Raw genomic sequence first — 20945 nt, forward strand, 5'->3', positions numbered from 1 at the left:
CGCTGCGCAGCTCATGGTTCCCATCCGTTGAATGAAGTGAAGGCCGGCACGCCGCTCATCGCGTCCAGGCAGGTGGCATCGAGGTGCTTGGCATCGGCGGTCTCGAAGAACTGGCCGAGCAGCTTGGGCATGCAGCCCAGGGTCATGGTGCCGTGGCCCTGGCCACGCACCACCAGGTGACGGCCGTTGGACAGACCCTTAAGCACGCGCTCGGCGTAGCGCGGCGGCGTCACCGGATCCAGCTGGCCGGAGGTCAGCAGCACCGGCAGCGTGGAGGTGAACGGCGCGGTGAAGTCGGCCGGGCGGGTGCCGGTGGGCCACACCGGGCACGGCGCGAAGAACATCTGCGCCACTTCCGGGCCGAGCAGCGTGTCGTGCGTCTGCGGCGCGCGGTAGCGGTCGGCATCCTCGGCGCAGATCACCGACCACTGCATGCCGCGGTTCATCTGCCCGTCCAGTTGCCCGCCCATCATCCGCGCCAGCGACATCAGCGGCCCGTAGCGGCCGTTGGCGGCCTCGTCCAGCACCAGCGGCAGCAGCGACGCGGTCTGCGGCGCATAGGAGAACGAGAACGCCAGGCTGGTGACGGTGTCGGCGGTGACCCGGTCGTGGCGGCTCTCGCCGCTGGCCGGATCGCGGTAGTCCACCTCCACCGGCGCCTGCCGCAGGCGCTCCACCACCGCGCGCAACTGCGTGCGGGTATCGGTGGGAAAGCGCTTGGCGCAGGCCGGGTCGGCCTTGCACTGCTCGGCCTGCAGCGCGATCGCATCCTCGAAGGTGGTGGCGAACTCGCCACCGACCACCAGGTCGTTCGGCGCCACGCCATCGATGACCACGCTGCGCACGTGCGGCGCGTAGCGGCGCGCGTACTGCTGGGCGACGCGGGTGCCGTAGGAACCGCCGATCAGGTTGATCTTGTCCACGCCCAGCGCGGCGCGCACCGCATCCAGATCGCCGATCGCCTGGGTGGTGGTGTAGTAGCGCGGATCGGCGCGGCCCTGCAGCGACTGCGCGCAGCGCCGCGCGTAGTCCACCAGTTCGTTCGCGGTGGGCGCGCGCGCCGGATCGGCCAGCGGCATCTCCTTGCCGTCCGGTCCCAGGCAGCTCAGCGGATTGGAATGGCCGGTGCCGCGCTGGTCGATCAGGAACACGTCGCGGCGCTTGCGGGTCTCGCGCAGCGCCATGTCGACGATGCTGGCGACCTGGGTGGCGGCCTGGCCGGGACCGCCGGCGAGGAAGAACACCGGATCCGGGTCGCTGCCGCCCTCGCCGGTGATCGGCAACCAGGCGATGTTGAGTTCGATCTTGCGGCCGTTCGGCGCCGCCGGATTCTCCGCCACCGCCATTCGCGCGCACTGCGCCGGCACGTTGTTGGAGGCCACCGGATTGGTCAGCGTGCACGGGTGGAAGCGCAGCGCGCCGTAGCTGCGCTCGGACGTCTGCGGCGCCGGTGCCTGGGCCGCCTGGCAGGCGGCGAGCAAGAGGGTGGCCGCCGCGATGGCGAACGGCCGGGAGGGGTGTCGCATGGTTCGCATCCTTGAGTTCATGGCTTGCAGAATGCCATGCCGGAACATGGCGTCGTCGGTGCCCGGTGGGGCATGGAACGGAGTGCGCGCTTACTCGGCCTCATCGAACAGGAACACCTGTTCGATGCTGTGCGCGAACAGCCGCGCGATACGGAACGCCAGCGGCAGGCTCGGATCGTACTTGCCGGTCTCCAGCGCATTGATGGTCTGTCGCGACACGCCCAGCCGCTCGCCCAGTTCGCCCTGCGACCAGCCGTGCGCCTCGCGCAGTTCGCGGATGCGGCTGTTCATTGGTAGCGGCGCGCGTTCGCGACCTTGACCACCCCATAGGTCATGCACAGCGCAGGAAACACCCACAGCATCGCGCTCGAGGCCGGCACCGCGATCACCTGCGCCGCCTGCAGGAAGCCGGCGGTCATATAGACGCCACATGTCAGCCCGGCGGCGATGGCGATGGATTCCAGCTCGATGCGTCGCTGCAATTCGTCGGAGTCGCGCACGAAGCGCGCCACCGCGCGGATCACCAGCGCCAACGTCAATGCCGGCAGCAGCGCGACCACCACGCGCAGCCAGTGCGCGTCGACGCTGTCGAGCAGGCGCTTCCAGAACAGCATCACCACCACGTAGGCGCCCATCGGCGGGAAGAACTCACGGTAGTAGCGCCGTGCCAGCGCCCGCGGTGCGCTGTCGGCCAGGCTGCCCCGCGACCACCACATCAACAGCGACATGAACAGGCCGCCGATGCCGACGCCCATGCATATCCCACGCAGATAGTCGCTGCCGCCGAGCGGCAGCCAGGTCCCCGCCGCCAGCAGCGCCAGACTCACGCACAGCACCACGATCGCGTTGCGCCTGCAGTTGCCCATGCCCCGTCCCCAATCTCAGTTCGACCCGCTCCGGCGCCCGTTCCGGCCGCGCCACATGGCGTACCGACCTGTCCCCTGTCAAGCACGCTTGACAGCAGAATGCGCGCACCAAGGTCGACTGTCAAGCGTCCTTTACAGACAGAATGGAGGCACCGCCGGGCTAGCCGGCTTCCGGTGTCGGACGACACTCATCCCCTTCGGGGTGTCTTCTCCCCAGAGAGAAGAGAGACGTCACAGCCCCTCTACAGCCCCTCTCCTGCCGGGGGAGGGGCTGGGATGAGGGTAAGGGCGCGAAGCTCCACGCTGACCCATGCATGCGAGGCTGCGACCGTACCCTCATCCGCCCCTTCGGGGCACCTTCTCCCGAAGGGAGAAGGAAGACGCCAAAGCCCCTCTCCCACCGGGAGAGGGGTTGGGGTGAGGGTACGGACACGAAGCGCGATCGGTATTCCGGCAGCACACCGCTTCGCCATGGACGGATCTTCATGGTGAAACGGTCGCGGCTGAAGGGCACCTCGAACAACCTGCCACGACCTGGAGCCAGGGGCAGCATCTGTCGCAACGGCACCAGAGCGGCGCCTGATCGTGGTGGTTGGGAGGCTGAGGTGGCCGCTCGGCCACCTCAGCCGATCACGCCGGCACCATGGCCCGCTCCTGTAGCCGTGCCAGCCGCATCACGTTATGGCTGGCGACCTTCAGCCCGATCACCACCTTTGCCCGCGCCAAGCCGATGCAGCGTACGAACTTGCCGCCTTGTTGGGCCAAGCGCGCAAACGGGTGCTCGCCGAACACCCGATCCTTGGCAATGCGACGGTTCCGGCGCTTTGCTGCCTCGCTCAAGGGCTTGCGTGCCTGCCCTTGATGTTGGATCGCGGGGCGGTAACCACGCTTTTTCAGGTCTGCTTCTCGCGCTGCATCGGCATACCCGCTATCGGCCCATACCGTGCGGCCGGTGTTGTCCGGGTCCAGCACCTGCTCGAAGTGGCGGCTGTCGTGCACGTTGGCCGCGCTCACGTCGTAGCGGCGGATGAAACCCCAGCGGCGGTCCGTGCTGGCGTGCAGCTTGTAGCCGTAGAACGTCACCCCATGCTTCCTGGTCCAGCGTGCCTGCACGTCTTTCTGCGCACGCTTGGCATCACTCCAGTCCTGGCCGACGTCATCGCCCTGCTTGATCTGCGCGTTCTCCTCGCGCGTGTTGCGCTGGATCGGAGCGCTGACGATGCTGGCGTCGATGATCTGACCGCCGCGGGCAATGAACCCAGCACGTTGCAATTGCTCACCGATCGCCGTGCTGATGTCGCCCATCAGATCCTTGGTCTTGAGCCGTTCGCGCCACACCCAGATCGTCTTGGCGTCGGGCACCTTGCCGCTGTGTTCCAGTCCAAGGAATTGCTGGAAGCTGCGCCGATCCAGCACCTGATACTCCAGCGCATCGTCGGAGAGGTTGTACAACTGCTGCAACAGCAGCAGCTTGATCATCATCTGCGTCGGCCAAGCCGGACGGCCGCCGCGCTTGCCGGTACCCAAGGACAGCTTCGCGTCTACGGCGTGAGCAATCCCGGCAAAGTCGATATGCCGTGACAGCAGAGCCAGAGGATCGCCGATCTGCTGCCGCTTGGCTTCGCGTTCGTGGCCGGCAAACAGGCTGATCATCGTGGCGTCCTCGGCGTGTTCTCCAGACCAATGATGCCAAAGGTGGGGTTTTTAGAGGTGCCCTGAAGCCGCTCCTACGCAGGATGTCCGGCGCCGACAGCAGCCGTTACTTGCTGCTGACGTATTTCTCGCGGCGGATGTGCGGCACCGGCAGGCCGGCCTCCTTCAGCGCATCGAAGCAGGCGTCGACCATGTTCGGATTGCCGCACAGGTAGGCGATGTCGCCCTCGGCCTGCGGCGCGAACTCGGCGAGGAACTGCTGTACGTAGCCATGCCGCACGTCGGCATGCGGCGCCTCCGGCAGTTCGCGCGAGAAGCACGGCACGAAGCGGAAACCGGGATGCGCATCGGCGAAAGCGCGGAATTCATCGCCGTACAGCAACTCGGCCGGGGTGCGCGCGCCCAGCAGCAACACCACTTCCACGCCGCGCTCGGCCATCGCGGCTTCGAGCAGCGGCAGCATCGAACGGTAGGGGGTGACGCCGGTGCCGGTGGCGATCAACAGGTAGCGACGGTTGCTGTCGCCGGGCTGCAGGCAGAAGCGGCCATACGGACCGCTGGCGCAGACCTGCCCGCCGATCTCCAGGCCTTCGAACAGCGCGGTGGCCGCGCCGCCGGCGACGAAGCTGACCGCGATCTCGACCGTGGCATCGGCCGGCTGCGTCGGATCGTGGCGCGTGGCCAGCGAATAGCTGCGCTTGGTGGCGGTGCCATCGGCATAGTGGAAGTGCACCTGCACGAACTGGCCCGGCACGAACGGCAGCGGCTGGCCGTTGTCGCGGACGAAGCGATAGTGGCCGACGGCCGGGGCCAGCATGTGGCGGTCGACCAGTTTCAACGGGAATTGGGCAGGCACGGAGATGCAACAGTCTGTGGCCGGGGGCGACCCCGCGAGGTCTTCTATAATAGCGGCTGCACTTCTCCTGCGCCGTCGATGCGGCGCGAAGGCCCGCCTTGACTCCCGCACCCGCTCTTTCTTCACAGACCCCGGCGCCCGCCCTGCGCGTGCGCGACCTGCGCAAGACCTACGACAACGGCGTGCAGGCCCTGCATGGCGTGTCGCTGGACGTGCTGCCCGGCGACTTCTTCGCCCTGCTCGGCCCCAACGGCGCCGGCAAGTCCACCCTGATCGGCATCATCAGCTCGCTGGTCAACCTCAGCGCCGGCCAGGTCGAGGTGTTCGGCACCGACCTGAGCAGCCAGCGCAGCGCGGCGATGCGCCTGATCGGCCTGGTGCCGCAGGAAATCAACTTCAACCTGTTCGAGAAGCCCTTCGACATCCTGGTCAACTACGCCGGCTTCTACGGCATGCCGCGCGCCGAGGCCGAGCGCCTGGCCGAAGCCGAACTCAAGCGTGCGCACCTGTGGGAGAAGGCCCAGGTGATGAGCCGCACCCTGTCCGGCGGCATGAAGCGGCGGCTGATGATTGCCCGCGCGATGATGACCCGGCCGCGCCTGCTGATCCTGGACGAGCCCACCGCCGGCGTGGACATCGAGATCCGCCGCGACATGTGGCGCGTGCTGCGCGAGATCAACGCCGCCGGCACCACCATCATCCTCACCACGCACTACCTGGAGGAAGCGGAGAGCCTGTGCCGCAACCTGGCGATCATCGACCGCGGCCGCATCGTCGAGCAGGGCCCGATGCGCGCCCTGCTGGCCAAGCTGGACGTGGAAGGCTTCCTGCTGGACATCGATGGCGAACTGCCGGCGCAGCTGCCGGCGATCGAGGGCACCACCCTGCTCGCCCAGGACGCGCATACCCTGGACCTGGACATGCCGCGGGCGATGGACCTCAACCGCGTGTTCGCCGCACTGGGCGACGCCGGCATCCGCGTGCGCTCCATGCGCACCAAGAGCAATCGCCTGGAGGAACTGTTCGTGCGCCTCACCGGCGAACACCGCGATGCCGCTGCGGCCACGACCGGCGCGGCCACGCCGTCCGCCACTCCCTGATGCCCCCACGGCGACGACCATGACCACTCCGACCGATTCCACCCTCCCCGTTTCCGACGCCACGCCCGCCCAGCGCAACTGGGTCGCGCTGGGCACCATCGTGCGCCGCGAGGTCAAGCGCATCCTGCGCATCTGGGGCCAGACCCTGGTGCCGCCGGCGATCACCATGACCCTGTACTTCCTGATCTTCGGCGGCCTGATCGGCTCGCGCGTGGGCGACATGGGCGGCTACAGCTACATGCAGTTCATCGTCCCCGGCCTGGTGATGATGAGCGTGATCCAGAACAGCTACGGCAACATCAGCTCCAGCTTCTTCGGCGCCAAGTTCGGCCGCCACGTCGAGGAACTGCTGGTCAGCCCGATGCCCAACTGGGTGATCCTGTGGGGCTACGTCGCCGGCGCGGTGCTGCGCGGGCTGATGGTCGGCGTGATCGTGCTGATCATCGCCATGTTCTTCACCCCGGTGCGGATCCCACACCCGCTGGTGACCCTGACCACGGTGCTGCTGGGCGCGACCATCTTCTCCCTGGCCGGCTTCATCAACGCGGTCTACGCGAAGAAGTTCGACGACGTGGCGATCGTGCCGACCTTCATCCTGACCCCGCTGACCTATCTGGGCGGCGTGTTCTATTCGGTCAAGCTGCTGCCCGGCTGGGCCGAGGCCGCCACCCACGCCAACCCGATCTTTTACATGGTCAACGCCTTCCGCTACGGCCTGCTCGGCAGCAGCGACGTGCCGGTGTGGGTGGCCTACAGCCTGATGCTGGGCTTCGTCGCCGTGCTGGCGGCGCTGGCGCTGTGGCTGCTGCGGCGTGGGGTGGGGTTGCGGAGCTGACGCGCCAGCGTCCCTCAGCCCTACCCTCCAGGCGGTTTACGCCGCCCCAAGCACGACGCCGCCGGGCGTCGTTACAACTGGCAACGTCTCGCGTCGCCCGAGGCCGCGCCAACACGGCGCGGCAAGGACACCGCGCACCGGCGCTCGCTATCTGTGAGGGCACCTCGTGGGCGGCGACGTCGACCCAGGGGACCCGCCCGAGCCCCGCATCGGCACGTACTGCACCGCCAACCGTCGCCTCGCCGGGATCTGAGCGCACCAAGTTCTCAGCCGCCGCGTGTGCAGCGCGATATACGCCGCGTCCCAGATTGCAGCCGGTGTCAGGCACCGGCATATCCGCCATGCGTCACAGTCGAATCTGACGAAGCGCACGGCGCGAGTGCACCGAATTCACAATTGTATATTCCGTACGGGAACGCACGCGTCCAAAGTTTGACTCTATAGTGTGATGCGAATCCTATTAATCGCCAATTTATTAACGCAAGTTTTCTTGTAACGGCAATATCCCGACGCTACAGTGCACACGTCCGCTACACACCATCTCTTTACTGGACGTAAAGCGCGGGCCGGAGACCAGCTTCGTCTCCGTGAACGACTTCACTTAATGAACCCATGTCGCCACACGTTGCCGCTGGCACGCTTGTGTGTTGCCGGTAATTGGGCGATCGAGCCAAGGAGAGGAATCAGATGAAGATCCAACGCAAGCCCATCCGCTTCGGCCGCAAGCAGCAAGGCCAAGGCATGACCGAGTACATCATCATCGTGGCCCTGATCGCGATCGCGGCGATCGGCGTGTTCACGTTCTTCGGCGGCACCGTCCGCAGCCAGGTCGCCGGTATGGCGCAGGAACTGTCGGGCAAGGAAGACGCCAGTGAGATGATCGGCCGCGCCGGTACCAACGCCGGTCACGCCAAGGAGCAGGCCAAGAGTGACAAGGGCATGGCCGCTTATAACGGCAACAAGTAATGTCCTTGCCACCATCTGCCCCGCAGCGGGCAGATGGTGGCCCCGCTATTGGTCATAGCAGTGGGAGCCTAATGCAGGCTTCTACGAACTCCAGCAACCCAATTCAATGGAACCAGCCGGGTCCGACGCGTGCGTCGTGCCCTAGGTGTGGTGTTGCCCGAAGGAAGCCATCATGGTCACCATCGCCGCCTCTGATCCCTCGACCACAACGGTCGCGTCTGGGCCAGCTTGCGTCCGCTCCCGAATGGGGGGGCAGGCAATGCCCATGGTGCTGGTGCTTCTGATGGTGCTGTGTGTAGGCCTGCTGGTGACTTTCAATACTGGGCAGATTGTTGGAAAAAAAGTCGAACTCACCAATGCCGCCGATGCGGCGGCGTACAGCATCGCCGTTGAACAGGCACGAGCGCGCAATTTTGCTGCCTATCTGAATCGCGGCCGCGTCGCCAACGAAGTGGCGATCGCGCAGATCGTCAGCCTCAACTCATGGTTGACCATGGTGCACTCATCGTCAGTGCACTTTGAAGATGTCATTGAAGTTGGAGAAGTCCTGCTGTTCTGGGTTCCAGGCCTCAATGGGGTATTGGCAGCTATCGACCGTGCGATGACCGCAATCAACACCGCACTCAAGTCATTTCGCCGAGTATTTATCGACACCATGGCGAAGCCCGGAATTTTTACGCTGGATCAAGTGCTAGATCATCCCTATGCGCTTGCTGCCGATGCTGCAGTTGGAGAGTACGCCTCCGGAGCAAATGTATTCGCCATGGCTAATAAAGTCGTCAAGGACAACGTTCCCGACGCAGAGCTGACGCTTGTGGGAAAGGGCGTATTGGCGAAGAACGTCGTTTCCGCGAGCAACCAACTGGAAAGCTACAACCCAGGCAGGCGCAAGGGTCTGAACGGCACGAACGCTGGCGGCGAGCGCTACCGGAATGTCGTGATGGCTTCAAGAGACACATTTACTCGTGCCCGCGACGGCACGGCGTTCGGCGTATTCAATAACAACGGCGGCACCGACATGGTCGAGTACGACCGCTGGTCGGCCGTCGACACCTTCCAGCTGAAGATTCCTCTCCTGTTCACAAGCATCAAGATTCCTATCGGTTGGGCAGGGACTCAGGCAGTGCAAGGACGCAAGCCAAGCTTCTTCGCAGGCATGAACAATGGCCGGGGATGGAATTCACCCTACGAAAACAATCGCGTCTATCGCGCTTACAACGGTACGAAACGTAGCGACATCGCCGGCGTCTTTATCGAAGGCGACCCTGCCGTGCTCCCCGATTTCAAGCGCGACAAGGCATTTCTCGATACTTATCAGTACGGCATCAGCCCACGCTATCGCGACGTCAAGGATACCTATTCGCAACGACCTGATGGCGACAAAGCAGGACCGATCTATACCGTCGAAGTCGGCACGCAGATCGACAAGGCACGCACCAGTTCCTCGCTGAAGATCGGAAGCGGGCGTATGCAACTTAAGGATCAGGCCCATAGTGACCAACTGCGTGCAATGGCAAGCGCACAGGTCTACTTCAATCGCCCCTACGAACTCTCCGCATTCCGGCGCTCAGTGTGGGGCAGAGGCGACAGCAAGTTCGAAAAAGGCAGCCTGTTCAGTCCGTATTGGCAAGCGCGCCTAGTGAAAACGCCCTCTTCCGACCGAGCAATCCTGGTGGCCGCTCCATGATGTTATTGACGAGTCCATTCCGTGCCCTATCACTTGCCTGCATGGCGTCGCTGGCATTCACTGCTGGCTGCCAGTCACGTGATTCGAGCGAAAGCGGCAGTGAAGGCAACACTTCCTCCGAGTCTTCTGGAAGCGGCGTCAAGTCGCTGCCTGCCCTGCATGTTGTCCTGACTTGGGAGTCCCGCAGGAACGGCGAGAATCTAGAACACAAGAACTATCAGGCTAAGCTCGATGCGTGCCGTGGTTCCGGTATGCCCACACGCGCGCTCTCGGCTGCAGAAGAGGCAAAGCTGGGAACCGGCGAGGTCGAGATCATGATCGACGCGCACCGCCAGTTTGCTCATCAGGTCAGCTGGACCCTGGGCGCCGATGGCGATACAGGCCAGACAGCGTGCCTAATTAAGCTTGAAGAACACGTCGACAAGGACGCGATTGATAACGCCGATGGAATGTACATGGCGATCGACAGCGAGACACGCGCACAGGATCGCCAAACCGTCCAAGCGACGGGATGGACGCTGGCCGGGGACGGTCAGATCAAGGGCCAACCCTGCGCACGCTGGCAGAACGGCAGGCAGGAGGTCTGCATGTGGTCGGGCGGCACCAGGTGGGGCTTCTCTGAATCGCCCGCTGATGTCGCCAGCTGCACCATCGATGGAGCCGGCGCGTACCTGCAGGCGATTCCGCTTGACGCCAAGCCATTGCAGGGCGGCAACGGCTGCGTACTGCAGGTGCGCTCGTTTAGCCTTGGCAACGGCCTGATTCCTTCCAACGTGGCGGGTGAGAAGGAAGAAAACTAGGAGAACGCAGGATGAAGACGACGTTCTTTTCACCAGCGCGCCGGATGCGCGGACAGGGAATGGTGGAGCTGGCGGTGTGTGCCGCCGTGCTGGTGCCGTTGTTCCTGTTGATTCCAGTCATCGCCAAGTTCGGACACAGCAAGCAGATGGCGATGCAGGCGGCCCGTAATGCCGCATGGGAAGCCACTGTGGCCGGAAACTATCAGCCACCAGGCCGCGCCATGCTACAGAGCAAAGCATTGGATCGTAATTTCGCCGATGCCGATACGCCCATCACAAGTCGCGCGTCCAATACCAACAGCGGCGTATTCTCCGATCAAATGCTCAATACCTTTTCGAATCGGAAGCTGCTGGAGAAGCGTGACCTTTCGATCACCCGCACCTCCAACACTGGCTCGCCTGGCTATGTCGATGAAGCGGCCACACTGCTACCGAAGAACTACTTCGACAACGCATTCCCCCCCAACAAGAGCGGCTACGTCACTGCAGAAGTGATGCTGAACTATCGCGACCTGAAGACCGCAGATGGCCGCCCTGCCCGTTTTCTCGAACCGCTGGACAATCTCAACTTGGTCGAGAAGCGCCATCAAACTTTGCTTACCGATGCATGGAATGCCTCCGGCCCGCGAACTGGTGCGCGCAGCGTCATCGCCACCGTGCGGCCATTGGCCCCTGTCTCGTACTTCGAGGGACTTGATGGTGTCTTCGATTTGATGAAGCCATTGAAGCCAATCTTGCCGATGGTCGGCTCTCTTGGCGATCTGGAGTTGGGTACGATCGAACCGGATGTCGTTCCTGCCGACAAGCTCGCCAATTATCCGATCAAACCGGGTAAGCCGTGATTCCGCAAGTGCCCAACCACTTGTTCGCGAGCGGGATTGTCTTGCTCCTTTCCGCCTTGGCAGCGCAGCCAGCCCTCGCATTGGAATGGCCGGAGGTTCCTGTCCCCGACCAGGCTTCGGGCGAGATCGTCTCGGAGCACATGCTCTATAACGGCATAGCAATGCGCGCGAGCCGTTTCCGTATTGCGCAGTCGCCGCAGCAGGTCGAGCAGTTCTATCGCAAGGAGTGGGGAAGCATGGTCGTGACTACGCCGATGGGTAACAAGACCGTTCTTGGGCATATGACGAAGGATGGCTACTACATCACGGTGGAATTGAGCGGCAACGCCACCTACACGCAAGGGCAGATCGGCGTCATGGAACTTCCGAAGAAGGATCTTCCGGCCGACGGCGTCGGCAAAGGCTTCGGCCGGCTGCCCGACACGCAGGTGGCCGAAGATATCGTCTACATGGATACCCCGCGTCACGTCAGGACCCTGAGCATGCTCAACCGCTACACGCCGCTGCAGAACCAGCAGTACTACGCACGGTATTTCGCCGGGCAGGGCTATGCGCGCGATGGCTCCTCCTCGGCCTGTACCGCGAGCAGCCCGCACTGTGTCTCCCGCTTCACCCGGCAGGACAATCGCGTCACCGTGACCTCGAGCCGTGGGCAGACCGGCACCGTGATCGTGGCGGTGGTCGAATGAACGTACACGCCCTACCCAGCCGGCGCCTGCAGCGCGGCCAGTCCACGATCGAATACACCGTGGTGGTGATGGCGCTGGTAATCGTGCTGATCGCCAAGCCCGATTTGATCACAGAAGTGGTCACGGCCCTGAAAGAGCTGTATTCCGCCTTCGTCTATGCCATTTCGGTCTCCGACGTGCTGTCGGCCTGAATCCCTCTCGAGATAATTCGCCGACGGCGCCTCTTCAATGCAGAAACCCAAACTCAGCAAGAACGTCCTTTTCATCCTGATCGCGGTGGTGATGGCTGGCCTGGCCGCCTTCATCGCGGTCAGCTACATCCGCACCACCGTCGCCGAACGCACCCAGGACAATCGACCGATGGTCGACGTCGCGGTCCCGGTGAACGATCTGCCGCAGGGTGCGATCCTGCAGGGCAGCGATCTGGCCTTGCGCACGATCCCTGCCGAATTCGCGCCCGCCGATGCGGTCACGCCCGACAACCACACCCAGTTCGAAGGCCGCATACTGCGTGCGCCGGCACGGGGCGGCGCGCCGTTGAGCGCCAGTGCCCTGGTTCCGCTGTACGACCAGTTCTCGAAGCTGATTCCCAAGGGAAAGGTCGCCTACACGATGAGCGTGGACGAGAACAATTCGATCTCGGGCATGATCGCACCGGGCGACCTGATCGACATCTTCTTCGTCAAGGACGCCTCCACCGGCAGCAATGGCGCCGCAGGCAGCCAGGCATCGGGCGCGCAGGTGTTCCCGCTGCTGCAGAAGATCAAGGTCCTGGCTACCGGCAGCCGCATCGGCGAAACGCCGGCGCCAAAGGAAGGCGAGGAATCCAGCACCTCCACCGGCTTTTCCAGCGTCACCCTGGAGCTGGACCAGTATCAGGCCAAGCAGCTGGCCGTCGCCTCCAAGGTGGGCGCGGTGCGCGTGCTGCTGCGCGAAGTACAGGACACCTCGCCCGGCGCGGCGACGGGCATGAGCGAGAGTCAGTTGTTGCGATCGCTGGGATCGGGCGATCCGGCAAACACGGGCAGCGGAAGCAGCCGCGTTGAGTTCATCATTGGCGGAAAGGGTTAAGCATGACGCAGACAACACGCCGTCGCAGGAGCAAGGCCGGGACATCGGCGCCATGGTTGGCCGGCTTGCTGCTGGCGGGCATCGGGGGATGGAACGCATCGGCACAACAGGCCGCCACTACTACTGCTGCGTCACGGCCTGCCGAGCGCGCGCCGGCGACCACGCCAGCAGTGATGCCGGCTGGCGGACAGGCAGCGGATGTACCGTCGGCAGAACAAGCGCGACTGATGGCGCAAGGACGCCAGGTCGACCAGCTCAAGCAGACGATGGAATCCCAGATCCAGGAACTCGGCAACAGCGGCTCCTCGTCGGGCGGTGGTGGCGTCGCCCTGGCCGGGGACAAGAAGCCGTCTGTCGCCCCGTTGATCCAGCCGTCGCAAAGCATCTATGCCGGCGAGGCCGTGGTGCGGCGGGTTCCCGGGGCGCTGCGGCGCATCGCGGTCGGCGACGGCGAGGTCTTGAGCGTCTTCTCGGTCGGCAAGTCCGAACTGGTGATGATCGGCACCAAGCCCGGCAATACCAATGTGCACCTGTGGATGGCCGACGGCAGTCAGCGCGATGTCAGCGTCACTGTTACAGGGAGCAAGTCCGATGGGGTGGCAGAGACCGTACGCGAATTGCTCGGCGATATTCCTGGAATCACGGTCAGAGCCATCGGTGCGAACGTGGTGATCTCCGGCAACGACGTCGATGCCGCAACCACCGCTAAGATTCAAGCATTGCGTAATGTCTATCCGCAGATTCTGAACTTTGCGGGACCGGATCCGGTGGGTATGCGTCCGATGGTGCAGATGGATGTCTCCATCATGGAGTTCAACAAAAACGCGGTCGAGGATCTTGGCATCCGCTGGGACAGCACGATTGACGGCCCCATCGGGGGTTTGATTCGTGATGTCACTACAAACAACTACTTCCGCGTTCTTCCGAAGGACAACGAGACGTTCAATGATGTCAAGGACCGTCTTCCGACCCGGCTACCCGGGCCGCAGGGCTACTTCGGCATCGCCACCACGATCGCCTCGAAGATCAACCTGTTGATGAGTCGCGGCAAGGCCTGGGTGCTGGCGCAGCCCAAGCTGAGCGCCAAGAGCGGCAGCAATGCGACCTTCCTGGTCGGTGGCGAAGTGCCGATCGTGGTGCCGTCGATCCTAGGCCAGACACAGATCGAGTACAAGGAGTACGGCATCCGCCTGAACATCAACCCGACAGTCAACTCGTCCAATCAGGTGAATACCTCGATCATGGCCGAGGTCAGCCGGATCGATCCGTCGGTGTCCGTACAGGGTGTGCCCGGCTTCCTGACGCGCCGCGTCGAGACCGAACTGAACGTCAATGCCGGCCAGACCATCGTCATCTCCGGGCTGCTCGATCGGGAGGCCTCCAAGGCCGTGGACAAGCTGCCGCTGCTGGGCGACATCCCGATCCTGGGCAAGCTGTTCCGCTCCGATGGCTTCCGCGGCAACAAGACCGAACTGGTGATTTTCGTGACCCCGCGCATCGTCAGCCCGACCTCGCCGGAGAACCTGCAGGATCTGCAGCGCGCCCAGGGAATCGAGAAGGAGTTGCAGGATGAAATCAGCCCCCGCCAAGACAAGTTGATCAAGTAATCCACCCCACGGAGCGCAAGGTTCACCGCCATGTTCACAGTGCTGATCAATACGCCAGGGGGCGACACGCGCCAGGTCAAGTGCATGCACCGCGAGTGCGGCATCGGTCGCGCCGATGCCAACCTGGTGATGCTGCAGGGCTGGAACATCGCCGGCAAGCACGCCACCCTGCTGCGCGAGGACGATGGCGTGTTCATCCTCCCCCTGGGCGGGCGCGAGCCGATCACGCTCAACGGCAAGGTGGTGCTGGCCAAGCAGGGGCCGATCGACGGCAAGGACGAGATCCGCATCGGCCAGTACATGCTGAAGGTCAGTGGCGACGATGCACGCATCGCCCGGCAGACGCCCGCCGCCAACGACGGCGCAGCGGTCAGGGCCACGGAAGCGCCCGCGGCAGCCACCGATGCCGCGCCCGATCACCAGCCGGCGGCGCCCGCCGCGACCGACATGGTGGTGGCCGGGCCTCCGCCCTCCGATATCGCCACCTGGCGCACCAAGCTGCACATGGCGCTGGTGCGGCAGATGGACCTGCGGCGCATGGACGTGCGCAGCATGGACGACAGCGCGCTGCGCGACAGCACCATCAACCTGATCGACGACATCCTCAAACGCGAGTTCAGCGATCTGCCGGCCGACATCAGCCCACGCAGACTGGCCAAGCAGGTGCTGGACGAGGCGATCGGGCTGGGGCCGCTGGAAGACCTGATCGACGATCCAACCGTCACCGAAATCATGGTCAATTCGCACGACGACATCTTCATCGAGCGTGCCGGGCGCATCCAGAAGTCCGAGGTGGTGTTCTCCAACGAACGTGCCTGCCTGGCCGCGATCGAACGCATCGTTACGCCCCTGGGGCGGCGTATCGACGAAAGTTCGCCGCTGGTCGACGCGCGCCTCAAGGACGGCTCCCGCGTCAATGCGGTGATCCCGCCGGTCGCGCTGCGCGGGCCCAGCATCAGCATCCGCAAGTTCGCCACACGCCGGCTGATGGGCGAGGACCTGCTCAAGTTCGGCTCGCTGAATCAGGCGATGCTGGACTTCCTGATCATGGCCGTGCGCGAGCGCCGCAACATCGTGGTGTCCGGCGGTACCGGCTCGGGCAAGACCACCCTGCTGAACATCCTGTCCAACTTCATCCCGGACGGCGACCGCGTGGTCACCATCGAGGATGCAGCGGAACTGAAACTGGTCCAACCCAACCTGGTGGCGCTGGAAGCCCGCCCGCCCAACATGGAGGGCAAGGGCCAGATCACCATCCGCGACCTGGTCAAGAACGCGCTGCGCATGCGCCCGGACCGCATCGTGGTCGGCGAGTGCCGCGGCGGCGAGTGTCTGGACATGCTGCAGGCGATGAATACCGGCCACGAAGGCTCGCTGACCACCGCGCATGCCAACAACCCGCGCGAGACGCTCTCGCGCCTGGAGGTGATGGTGATGATGGCCGGCATGGAGCTGCCGATGACGGTCGTGCGCGAGCAGATCGCGTCGGCGGTCAACCTGATCGTGCACCAGCGCCGCTATCCCTGCGGCTCGCGCAAGGTCAGCCACATCACCGAAATCACCGGCATCGAAAGCGGCACCATCCAGATGCAGGACCTGTTCTTGTTCAAGCCCACCACCTACCACGGCCCCGACGGCAAGGTCGCCGGCAACTTCGTGGCGACCGGTGCGGTACCCGAATTCTACGAAGAACTTGCCGAACGCGGCGTGTCGGTGAACCTTGACATCTTCCGCAACCAGGGAAGCGCGCGCTGATGGCTCTGTGGCTGATCGCCTTGCTGGTGTTCGCCGGGACCGTGACGGCATTCCTGCTGATCGCGCGGTCCAGCGAGCAGTTCCTGAAGCGCTACCGCGAAAGCTTCATGGACCAGGCCCGCATGAACCTGACGGACATGTTCCTGTTCCTGGATCCGGCCCAGGTCTACATGATCAGCGCCGTGATCATGGTGATCGTGCCGCTGCTGGTGTGGATGCTGACCGGGAGCCTGGTCATCGCGGTGCTGATCGGCATCTTCCTGATCTTCGCCCCGCGCAAGATCTACGCGTTCCTGCGCAAGCGTCGGCTGGAGCAGATCCAGGAGCAGCTCCCGGACGCGCTGCAGATGCTTGCCAGCAGCCTGCGCGCCGGCGTCGGCTTCGCACCGGCGATGGAAGTGCTGGTCCACGACGGCCAACCGCCGCTGGCGCAGGAGCTGGCGCTGGTGCTGCGCGAGCAGCACATGGGTATCCGCGCCGAAGAAGCGATGGAGAACTTCAGCAAGCGCGTGCCCATCACCGATGCGGAGCTGTTCGTCTCGGCGGTGAATATTTCGCGTGAGGTCGGCGGCAATCTGGCCGAGACCCTGGCGACCCTGGCAGAGACGCTGCGCCGCCGCCTGACCATGGAGAAGAAGGTGAAGTCGCTGACCGCGCAGGGCCGCCTGCAGGGCATCGTCATGGCGATGCTGCCGGTGTTCCTGATCGGCTACCTCACCGTGATGTATAGCGAAACCATGCAGCCGATGTTCCATCGCTGGCACGGCTGGGTGGTGATCACCATCTGCCTGGTCATGGAATACCTGGGCTACCGTCTCTGCAAGAAAATCATGACGATCGACGTATGACCTGGATGCTCGCCCTCGTCGCGCTTCTTGCCGCCGGCGCCGTCGCGCTGGTGGTCATCGGCACGCGCGGGGTGATCCGCGAAGTCGAGCTGGAGGACCGCACCTATTACGATCCACTGCCGCGGTTGATGCAACTGATGTGGCCGCTGGTGACGGTGCTGACCCGGCGCATCGCGCCGCGCCTGAGCGTGGCGCAACTGGAACAAACCCACCGCCAGTTGCAGGCCGCCGGCCAGGACTACACGCTGACGCCGGAAGAGTTCTACGGCCTGCGCATGGCCAGCGCGCTGATGGTGATCGCCTTCTTCCTGCTGTGCACCGGCATGCTCGGCCACCTGGGCATCGGTTCGGGCTTGATGTGCCTATTGTTCGGCGGCGTGCTGGGCTGGCTGTATCCCGCGTTGTGGCTGGGCGAGCGGCGCAAGGCGCGACAGAAGACGGTGGTGCGCGACCTGCCGATCTACCTGGATTTCATCACCATGGCGGTCGAGGCCGGTCTGAACGTGACCGGCGGCATCGAGCAGGCGGTCGCCAAGGGACCGTCCGGCGCGCTGTCGCAGGAGTTCTCGCGCATGCTGCGCGACCTGCGCGCCGGCCTGCCGCGCGCCGAGGCACTGCGGCGCATGGCCGAGCGCATGGACATCGCGCAGATCACCAGCTTTACCAGTGCGCTGATCCAGGCCGACAAGGTCGGCGCCAACCTCAGCGACACCTTGCGCGCACAGGCCAACCAGCGCCGCGAGGAACGTTTCCTGCGTGCCGAGAAGCTGGCGCTGGAAGCACCGGTGAAGATGATGCTGCCGCTGGTGATGTTCTTCTTTCCGCTGATCTTCCTTTTCCTGGGCTACTTCATCTACTTGAAGATGGTGCAGGAGGGCATCCTGTGAAGCGCGGATGCATCGAGCGCAGCGCCGGCATCCCTATCCCGCAGGTGTGGGCGGCGGATACCTGGTGGTCGCGCGCACGCGGGCTGCTGGCGCGCCCGGCACTGGCCACGGACGGCTCGGAGGCCTTGCTGATCCGCCCCTGCGCCAGCGTGCATACCATCGGCATGGGCTACCCGCTGGATCTGGTATTCCTGGGCCACGACGATATCGTGCTGGAGTGGCGCGAGAACGTCAGGCCATATCGCACGGCACTGTGCCGACGGGCCGTGGCGACCATCGAGTTCCATGGCGGTGCGCTGGACCGCCTGCAACCGCAACGCGGCGAACACTGGCACTGGCGCGCCACCGCGCCGGCGCCTTCCTCTCAGGGAGCCCGGTCATGAATGCACGCGCCCGCACACTGCGCAGCCGCACGTCGATGCGCGGCCAATCCATGGTGGAACTGGTGATCATCACCCCGGTGCTGCTGTTCCTGTTGCTTGCGGTCATCCAGGCCGTGCTGCTGTACCGCATGAAGTCCACGCTGGACTATGCCGCGCTGATGGCGGCGCGCGCGGGCGCGGTGAGCGGGGTCGATCGAGGAGAAATGCGTGCCGCCTTCGAGAAGGGCATGATGCCGCTGTACGCCACTGACAAAAGCCTAATGGGCGTGGAAACTGCGCGTCTTGCAGCCCGACTCGACCTGACGCTGAAGATGCACGGCCACATCACCGTCATCAATCCAACCCGTGCCGCATGGAACAACTTCAAGGAGCGCCAGTACGACGGCAGTTACGCGTTGCCCAACGATACGCTGGCCTACCGCAGCACCGCAATCGGGAGCAGCGGGGTCAATGTTCAAGACGCCAACATTCTCAAGATCAAGGTCGTCTACGACGCGCCGTTGGTGGTTCCCTTTGTCGATTGGGTATTGGGGGGAAATTCTCAGTATCTGAAGCCGGGGACGTTTGAGTCCTCCCCCCTTCAAACGTTCACCCGGCGCCTGCCGATCGAAAGCTACGCCATCGTGCGCATGCAATCGCCCATCTCCCAACAGGGCAACCTCGACAAGTGATGCCCCGTCTCGCGCTGCTTGCGTGCGTTGCACTGCTGTGCCAGATCATTGCCGGCTCGGCGTGCGCCGAGGACGCCGCATTCTCCGGCGTCGCCCAGGTCAGCACCAACGAGCTTGGCGGCCTGAGCCGGATCCAGCCGCGCGGCGCGGCGCAGCCGGCGACGGTGTTCTTCCGCGATGGCGCGCTGCGCATCCAGTTCCAGGACGCCAGCGGTCGGTCCTATGCGCTGATCCTGGCGAAGGATGCGCCCACCGGCTGGATCGTGGGCCAGCAAGGGGGTGCCATGCCCGTTCCCGGCATGCGCTGGCCGCTACGCTTCGATCCGGAGCAACCCTGCGCGGGACTTGGGATGTTCGCCGACTGCCAGCGTGGCGAGCGCGGCCTGCGCGCGGGCCGCGACGCGGTGCAGTGGCGGTACCGCCTGGCCAATCCGGATGGGCCGGGCAGAACCCGGCAAGGCACGATGTGGCTGGACCGCGAGACCGGCCTGGTACTCGCCTATCGCGGCAAAACCGGGCTGGAACAGCAACAGCACTGGGACATCCAACGCGTCGACTACGGCCCACAGCCGGATGCCTTGTTCCAGCCGCCCGATCTCGCGCACTGATCCCGCGTCACCTGCAATCCATGCGCACGTCGCCCACGTCTGGTCGACGCGGGTTCATGGTTCTGCAGCAAGATCGGCCGATCGCACCGTTACACTAGTTTGGTTCGTCCCCCGACAAGGAGTATCTCCGTGAAAAGAGCAGTAGCGGCGACGTTGGCCCTGGCCGTCATCGCAAGCCTGAGCGCCTGCAAGAAGCATGAGCAGCCCGCGCATCCCGACGATCAGGCGACACCCCCCGCGGCGACCGCCAGCGCGAAGCAGGACGCATCCACGCAGCACGTTGCCACCAGCACGGCGTTCGACCCTGCCAGCCTGCCGGTGTCCGACGTCCCGTTGGGAGACTTTCCTTACATCGCCCTCCCGAGCGGATACGTAGCCGGAACGAAACCAGACATTGCTGATTTCGATCAAGTGCCTTTCTGGACAGGTGATCGTCTGGAGCCGGTGGAAGGCAGGGTGTGGTCCGCGCATATCCGATCCGAGGCAGGAAAAACGTTTTCGGATCTGGAACTCGAGCGCAATATCGAAGCCGTCGTGTCCGCCATGGGCGGCAAGAAGATCTTCGACGGCAAGCTTCCGGAAGCAGCAGGAAAGAAAATCAATGAATGGCCACGCGACTTCGCCATCAAGTACAACAGTGGCTTGGGCGACGTCTGGAATGGTGTCACGCAGGTATACGTCGTACACCGCGCCGATCGCATCATCTGGATCCACTTGTGCACCGACCAGTTCGGTGGCGGCCTGCTGATTGCCGAGACCAAGCCGCTGCAGGTCACCGCCAGCCTGCTGCCGGCCAGCGAACTGAAGACGCAGATCGACAAGACCGGCAAGGTGGCCTTGCACGTCAACTTCGCCACCGACAAGACCGACATCCTGCCCGACTCGCAGCCGCAGATCGCGCAGGTCGTGCAATTGCTCAAGCAGGACGCCGCGCTGAAGCTGGCCGTCAACGGCTATACCGACGGCACCGGCGATGCCGCGCACAACAAGACGCTGTCGGAAGGACGCGCCAAGGCGGTGGTCGCCGCGCTCGTCGCGCAGGGTATCGACGCGTCGCGCCTGAGCGCGGCCGGCTTCGGCGATGCCGATCCGGTGGCAGACAATGCGACCGAGCAAGGCAAGTCGCAGAACCGCCGCGTCGAGTTGGTGAAGAAGAGCTGAGCCGCACCGGGTACCGCGGCATGCGGTCATCCTGATGCGTGCGGGTCGTGGTGCGGCGCAACGGCATGACCGATTGCGCCGCATCGTCGACAGGACCGCACGCGCGCTCGTTTGCCGGCATGCGTTCCCGCAGC

At 64.3% G+C, this 20945-nt stretch carries 22 protein-coding genes; 17 read left to right on the forward strand and 5 right to left on the reverse strand.

Annotated features, from left to right (window positions below):
- Nucleotides 1–11: 11 nt before the first annotated feature.
- The 5 genes from AC1G9L_RS20130 to AC1G9L_RS20150 form a co-directional block, all read right to left on the reverse strand.
- Entirely contained in the window at nt 12–1526 is a 1515-nt protein-coding gene (locus tag AC1G9L_RS20130) for an alpha/beta fold hydrolase (protein WP_019800509.1), read from the reverse strand.
- 90 nt (nt 1527–1616) lie between these two features.
- Complete coding sequence (locus tag AC1G9L_RS20135) at nt 1617–1817, reverse strand: helix-turn-helix transcriptional regulator (RefSeq protein ID WP_010340539.1); 201 nt, start codon at nt 1815–1817, stop codon at nt 1617–1619.
- Entirely contained in the window at nt 1814–2392 is a 579-nt protein-coding gene (locus tag AC1G9L_RS20140) for a hypothetical protein (protein WP_019800508.1), read from the reverse strand. The genes AC1G9L_RS20135 and AC1G9L_RS20140 overlap by 4 nt, the downstream gene beginning before the upstream one ends.
- A 630-nt stretch (nt 2393–3022) precedes the next feature.
- A complete protein-coding gene (locus tag AC1G9L_RS20145; protein ID WP_019798968.1) occupies nt 3023–4045 on the reverse strand; it encodes an IS5 family transposase in 1023 nt (340 codons plus the stop codon).
- Between the two features lie 106 nt (nt 4046–4151).
- Nucleotides 4152–4862: an FAD-binding oxidoreductase gene (locus AC1G9L_RS20150; protein ID WP_481071202.1), complete on the reverse strand. Its 711-nt coding sequence runs from the start codon at nt 4860–4862 to the stop codon at nt 4152–4154.
- A gap of 137 nt (nt 4863–4999) precedes the next feature.
- On the opposite strand from AC1G9L_RS20150, the gene AC1G9L_RS20155 reads away from it, so the two are divergent.
- From AC1G9L_RS20155 to AC1G9L_RS20235, 17 genes are all read left to right on the forward strand, one after another.
- Nucleotides 5000–6001, forward strand: a complete 1002-nt coding sequence (locus AC1G9L_RS20155) for an ABC transporter ATP-binding protein (protein WP_481069819.1) — start codon at nt 5000–5002, stop codon at nt 5999–6001.
- 19 nt (nt 6002–6020) lie between these two features.
- Nucleotides 6021–6836 carry an ABC transporter permease gene (locus tag AC1G9L_RS20160; protein WP_019799148.1) on the forward strand — a complete coding sequence of 272 codons (816 nt, stop codon included), beginning with the start codon at nt 6021–6023 and terminating at the stop codon, nt 6834–6836.
- A 687-nt stretch (nt 6837–7523) separates the two neighbouring features.
- Complete coding sequence (locus tag AC1G9L_RS20165; protein WP_019799149.1) at nt 7524–7802, forward strand: hypothetical protein; 279 nt, start codon at nt 7524–7526, stop codon at nt 7800–7802.
- A 172-nt stretch (nt 7803–7974) separates the two neighbouring features.
- Nucleotides 7975–9489, forward strand: coding sequence for a pilus assembly protein TadG-related protein (locus AC1G9L_RS20170; protein ID WP_481069820.1), 1515 nt, complete (start codon nt 7975–7977; stop codon nt 9487–9489).
- Complete coding sequence (locus AC1G9L_RS20175; protein ID WP_481069821.1) at nt 9486–10289, forward strand: hypothetical protein; 804 nt, start codon at nt 9486–9488, stop codon at nt 10287–10289. Before AC1G9L_RS20170 ends, AC1G9L_RS20175 begins: the two co-directional genes overlap by 4 nt.
- A gap of 11 nt (nt 10290–10300) precedes the next feature.
- Nucleotides 10301–11131 (forward strand): pilus assembly protein, encoded by an 831-nt coding sequence (locus AC1G9L_RS20180; RefSeq protein WP_481069822.1) that lies wholly within the window; start codon nt 10301–10303, stop codon nt 11129–11131.
- Between the two features lie 41 nt (nt 11132–11172).
- Nucleotides 11173–11820, forward strand: a complete 648-nt coding sequence (locus AC1G9L_RS20185; protein ID WP_481069823.1) for a hypothetical protein — start codon at nt 11173–11175, stop codon at nt 11818–11820.
- Nucleotides 11817–12011 carry a hypothetical protein gene (locus tag AC1G9L_RS20190; protein ID WP_019799154.1) on the forward strand — a complete coding sequence of 65 codons (195 nt, stop codon included), beginning with the start codon at nt 11817–11819 and terminating at the stop codon, nt 12009–12011. The genes AC1G9L_RS20185 and AC1G9L_RS20190 overlap by 4 nt, the downstream gene beginning before the upstream one ends.
- Before the next feature lie 37 nt (nt 12012–12048).
- Nucleotides 12049–12891, forward strand: coding sequence for a Flp pilus assembly protein CpaB (gene cpaB / locus AC1G9L_RS20195; protein WP_019799155.1), 843 nt, complete (start codon nt 12049–12051; stop codon nt 12889–12891).
- Nucleotides 12892–12893: 2 nt separating this feature from the next.
- On the forward strand, nt 12894–14498 hold the full coding sequence (locus tag AC1G9L_RS20200) for a type II and III secretion system protein family protein (RefSeq protein WP_481069824.1): 1605 nt from the start codon (nt 12894–12896) through the stop codon (nt 14496–14498).
- A 30-nt stretch (nt 14499–14528) separates the two neighbouring features.
- Nucleotides 14529–16253 carry an ATPase, T2SS/T4P/T4SS family gene (locus tag AC1G9L_RS20205; RefSeq protein ID WP_019799157.1) on the forward strand — a complete coding sequence of 575 codons (1725 nt, stop codon included), beginning with the start codon at nt 14529–14531 and terminating at the stop codon, nt 16251–16253.
- Complete coding sequence (locus AC1G9L_RS20210; RefSeq protein ID WP_019799158.1) at nt 16253–17101, forward strand: type II secretion system F family protein; 849 nt, start codon at nt 16253–16255, stop codon at nt 17099–17101. The genes AC1G9L_RS20205 and AC1G9L_RS20210 overlap by 1 nt, the downstream gene beginning before the upstream one ends.
- Nucleotides 17098–17988, forward strand: a complete 891-nt coding sequence (locus AC1G9L_RS20215) for a type II secretion system F family protein (RefSeq protein WP_019799159.1) — start codon at nt 17098–17100, stop codon at nt 17986–17988. Before AC1G9L_RS20210 ends, AC1G9L_RS20215 begins: the two co-directional genes overlap by 4 nt.
- Nucleotides 17985–18371 carry a DUF192 domain-containing protein gene (locus tag AC1G9L_RS20220; RefSeq protein WP_019799160.1) on the forward strand — a complete coding sequence of 129 codons (387 nt, stop codon included), beginning with the start codon at nt 17985–17987 and terminating at the stop codon, nt 18369–18371. The genes AC1G9L_RS20215 and AC1G9L_RS20220 overlap by 4 nt, the downstream gene beginning before the upstream one ends.
- The gene (locus tag AC1G9L_RS20225; RefSeq protein WP_481069825.1) at nt 18368–19042 is read left to right on the forward strand and encodes a TadE family protein; all 675 of its coding nucleotides are present in this window, start codon (nt 18368–18370) and stop codon (nt 19040–19042) included. The genes AC1G9L_RS20220 and AC1G9L_RS20225 overlap by 4 nt, the downstream gene beginning before the upstream one ends.
- Nucleotides 19042–19650, forward strand: coding sequence for a hypothetical protein (locus AC1G9L_RS20230; protein ID WP_019799162.1), 609 nt, complete (start codon nt 19042–19044; stop codon nt 19648–19650). The genes AC1G9L_RS20225 and AC1G9L_RS20230 overlap by 1 nt, the downstream gene beginning before the upstream one ends.
- Nucleotides 19651–19803: 153 nt before the next feature.
- Entirely contained in the window at nt 19804–20811 is a 1008-nt protein-coding gene (locus tag AC1G9L_RS20235) for an OmpA family protein (RefSeq protein ID WP_481069826.1), read from the forward strand.
- The last annotated feature ends 134 nt before the right edge of the window (nt 20812–20945 follow it).

This window comes from Xanthomonas sp. NCPPB 1132, from assembly GCF_056629235.1.

What these genes read in the sequence shown, in the direction of transcription:
- AC1G9L_RS20130 (WP_019800509.1), bottom strand. Translation starts at nt 1,526, where the DNA reads ATGCGACACCCCTCCCGGCCGTTCGCCATCGCGGCGGCCACCCTCTTG.
- AC1G9L_RS20135 (WP_010340539.1), bottom strand. Translation starts at nt 1,817, where the DNA reads ATGAACAGCCGCATCCGCGAACTGCGCGAGGCGCACGGCTGGTCGCAG.
- AC1G9L_RS20140 (WP_019800508.1), bottom strand. Translation starts at nt 2,392, where the DNA reads ATGGGCAACTGCAGGCGCAACGCGATCGTGGTGCTGTGCGTGAGTCTG.
- AC1G9L_RS20145 (WP_019798968.1), bottom strand. Translation starts at nt 4,045, where the DNA reads ATGATCAGCCTGTTTGCCGGCCACGAACGCGAAGCCAAGCGGCAGCAG.
- AC1G9L_RS20150 (WP_481071202.1), bottom strand. Translation starts at nt 4,862, where the DNA reads ATGCTGGCCCCGGCCGTCGGCCACTATCGCTTCGTCCGCGACAACGGC.
- AC1G9L_RS20160 (WP_019799148.1), top strand. Translation starts at nt 6,021, where the DNA reads ATGACCACTCCGACCGATTCCACCCTCCCCGTTTCCGACGCCACGCCC.
- AC1G9L_RS20165 (WP_019799149.1), top strand. Translation starts at nt 7,524, where the DNA reads ATGAAGATCCAACGCAAGCCCATCCGCTTCGGCCGCAAGCAGCAAGGC.
- AC1G9L_RS20170 (WP_481069820.1), top strand. Translation starts at nt 7,975, where the DNA reads ATGGTCACCATCGCCGCCTCTGATCCCTCGACCACAACGGTCGCGTCT.
- AC1G9L_RS20175 (WP_481069821.1), top strand. Translation starts at nt 9,486, where the DNA reads ATGATGTTATTGACGAGTCCATTCCGTGCCCTATCACTTGCCTGCATG.
- AC1G9L_RS20180 (WP_481069822.1), top strand. Translation starts at nt 10,301, where the DNA reads ATGAAGACGACGTTCTTTTCACCAGCGCGCCGGATGCGCGGACAGGGA.
- AC1G9L_RS20190 (WP_019799154.1), top strand. Translation starts at nt 11,817, where the DNA reads ATGAACGTACACGCCCTACCCAGCCGGCGCCTGCAGCGCGGCCAGTCC.
- cpaB (WP_019799155.1), top strand. Translation starts at nt 12,049, where the DNA reads ATGCAGAAACCCAAACTCAGCAAGAACGTCCTTTTCATCCTGATCGCG.
- AC1G9L_RS20200 (WP_481069824.1), top strand. Translation starts at nt 12,894, where the DNA reads ATGACGCAGACAACACGCCGTCGCAGGAGCAAGGCCGGGACATCGGCG.
- AC1G9L_RS20205 (WP_019799157.1), top strand. Translation starts at nt 14,529, where the DNA reads ATGTTCACAGTGCTGATCAATACGCCAGGGGGCGACACGCGCCAGGTC.
- AC1G9L_RS20210 (WP_019799158.1), top strand. Translation starts at nt 16,253, where the DNA reads ATGGCTCTGTGGCTGATCGCCTTGCTGGTGTTCGCCGGGACCGTGACG.
- AC1G9L_RS20215 (WP_019799159.1), top strand. Translation starts at nt 17,098, where the DNA reads ATGACCTGGATGCTCGCCCTCGTCGCGCTTCTTGCCGCCGGCGCCGTC.
- AC1G9L_RS20225 (WP_481069825.1), top strand. Translation starts at nt 18,368, where the DNA reads ATGAATGCACGCGCCCGCACACTGCGCAGCCGCACGTCGATGCGCGGC.
- AC1G9L_RS20230 (WP_019799162.1), top strand. Translation starts at nt 19,042, where the DNA reads ATGCCCCGTCTCGCGCTGCTTGCGTGCGTTGCACTGCTGTGCCAGATC.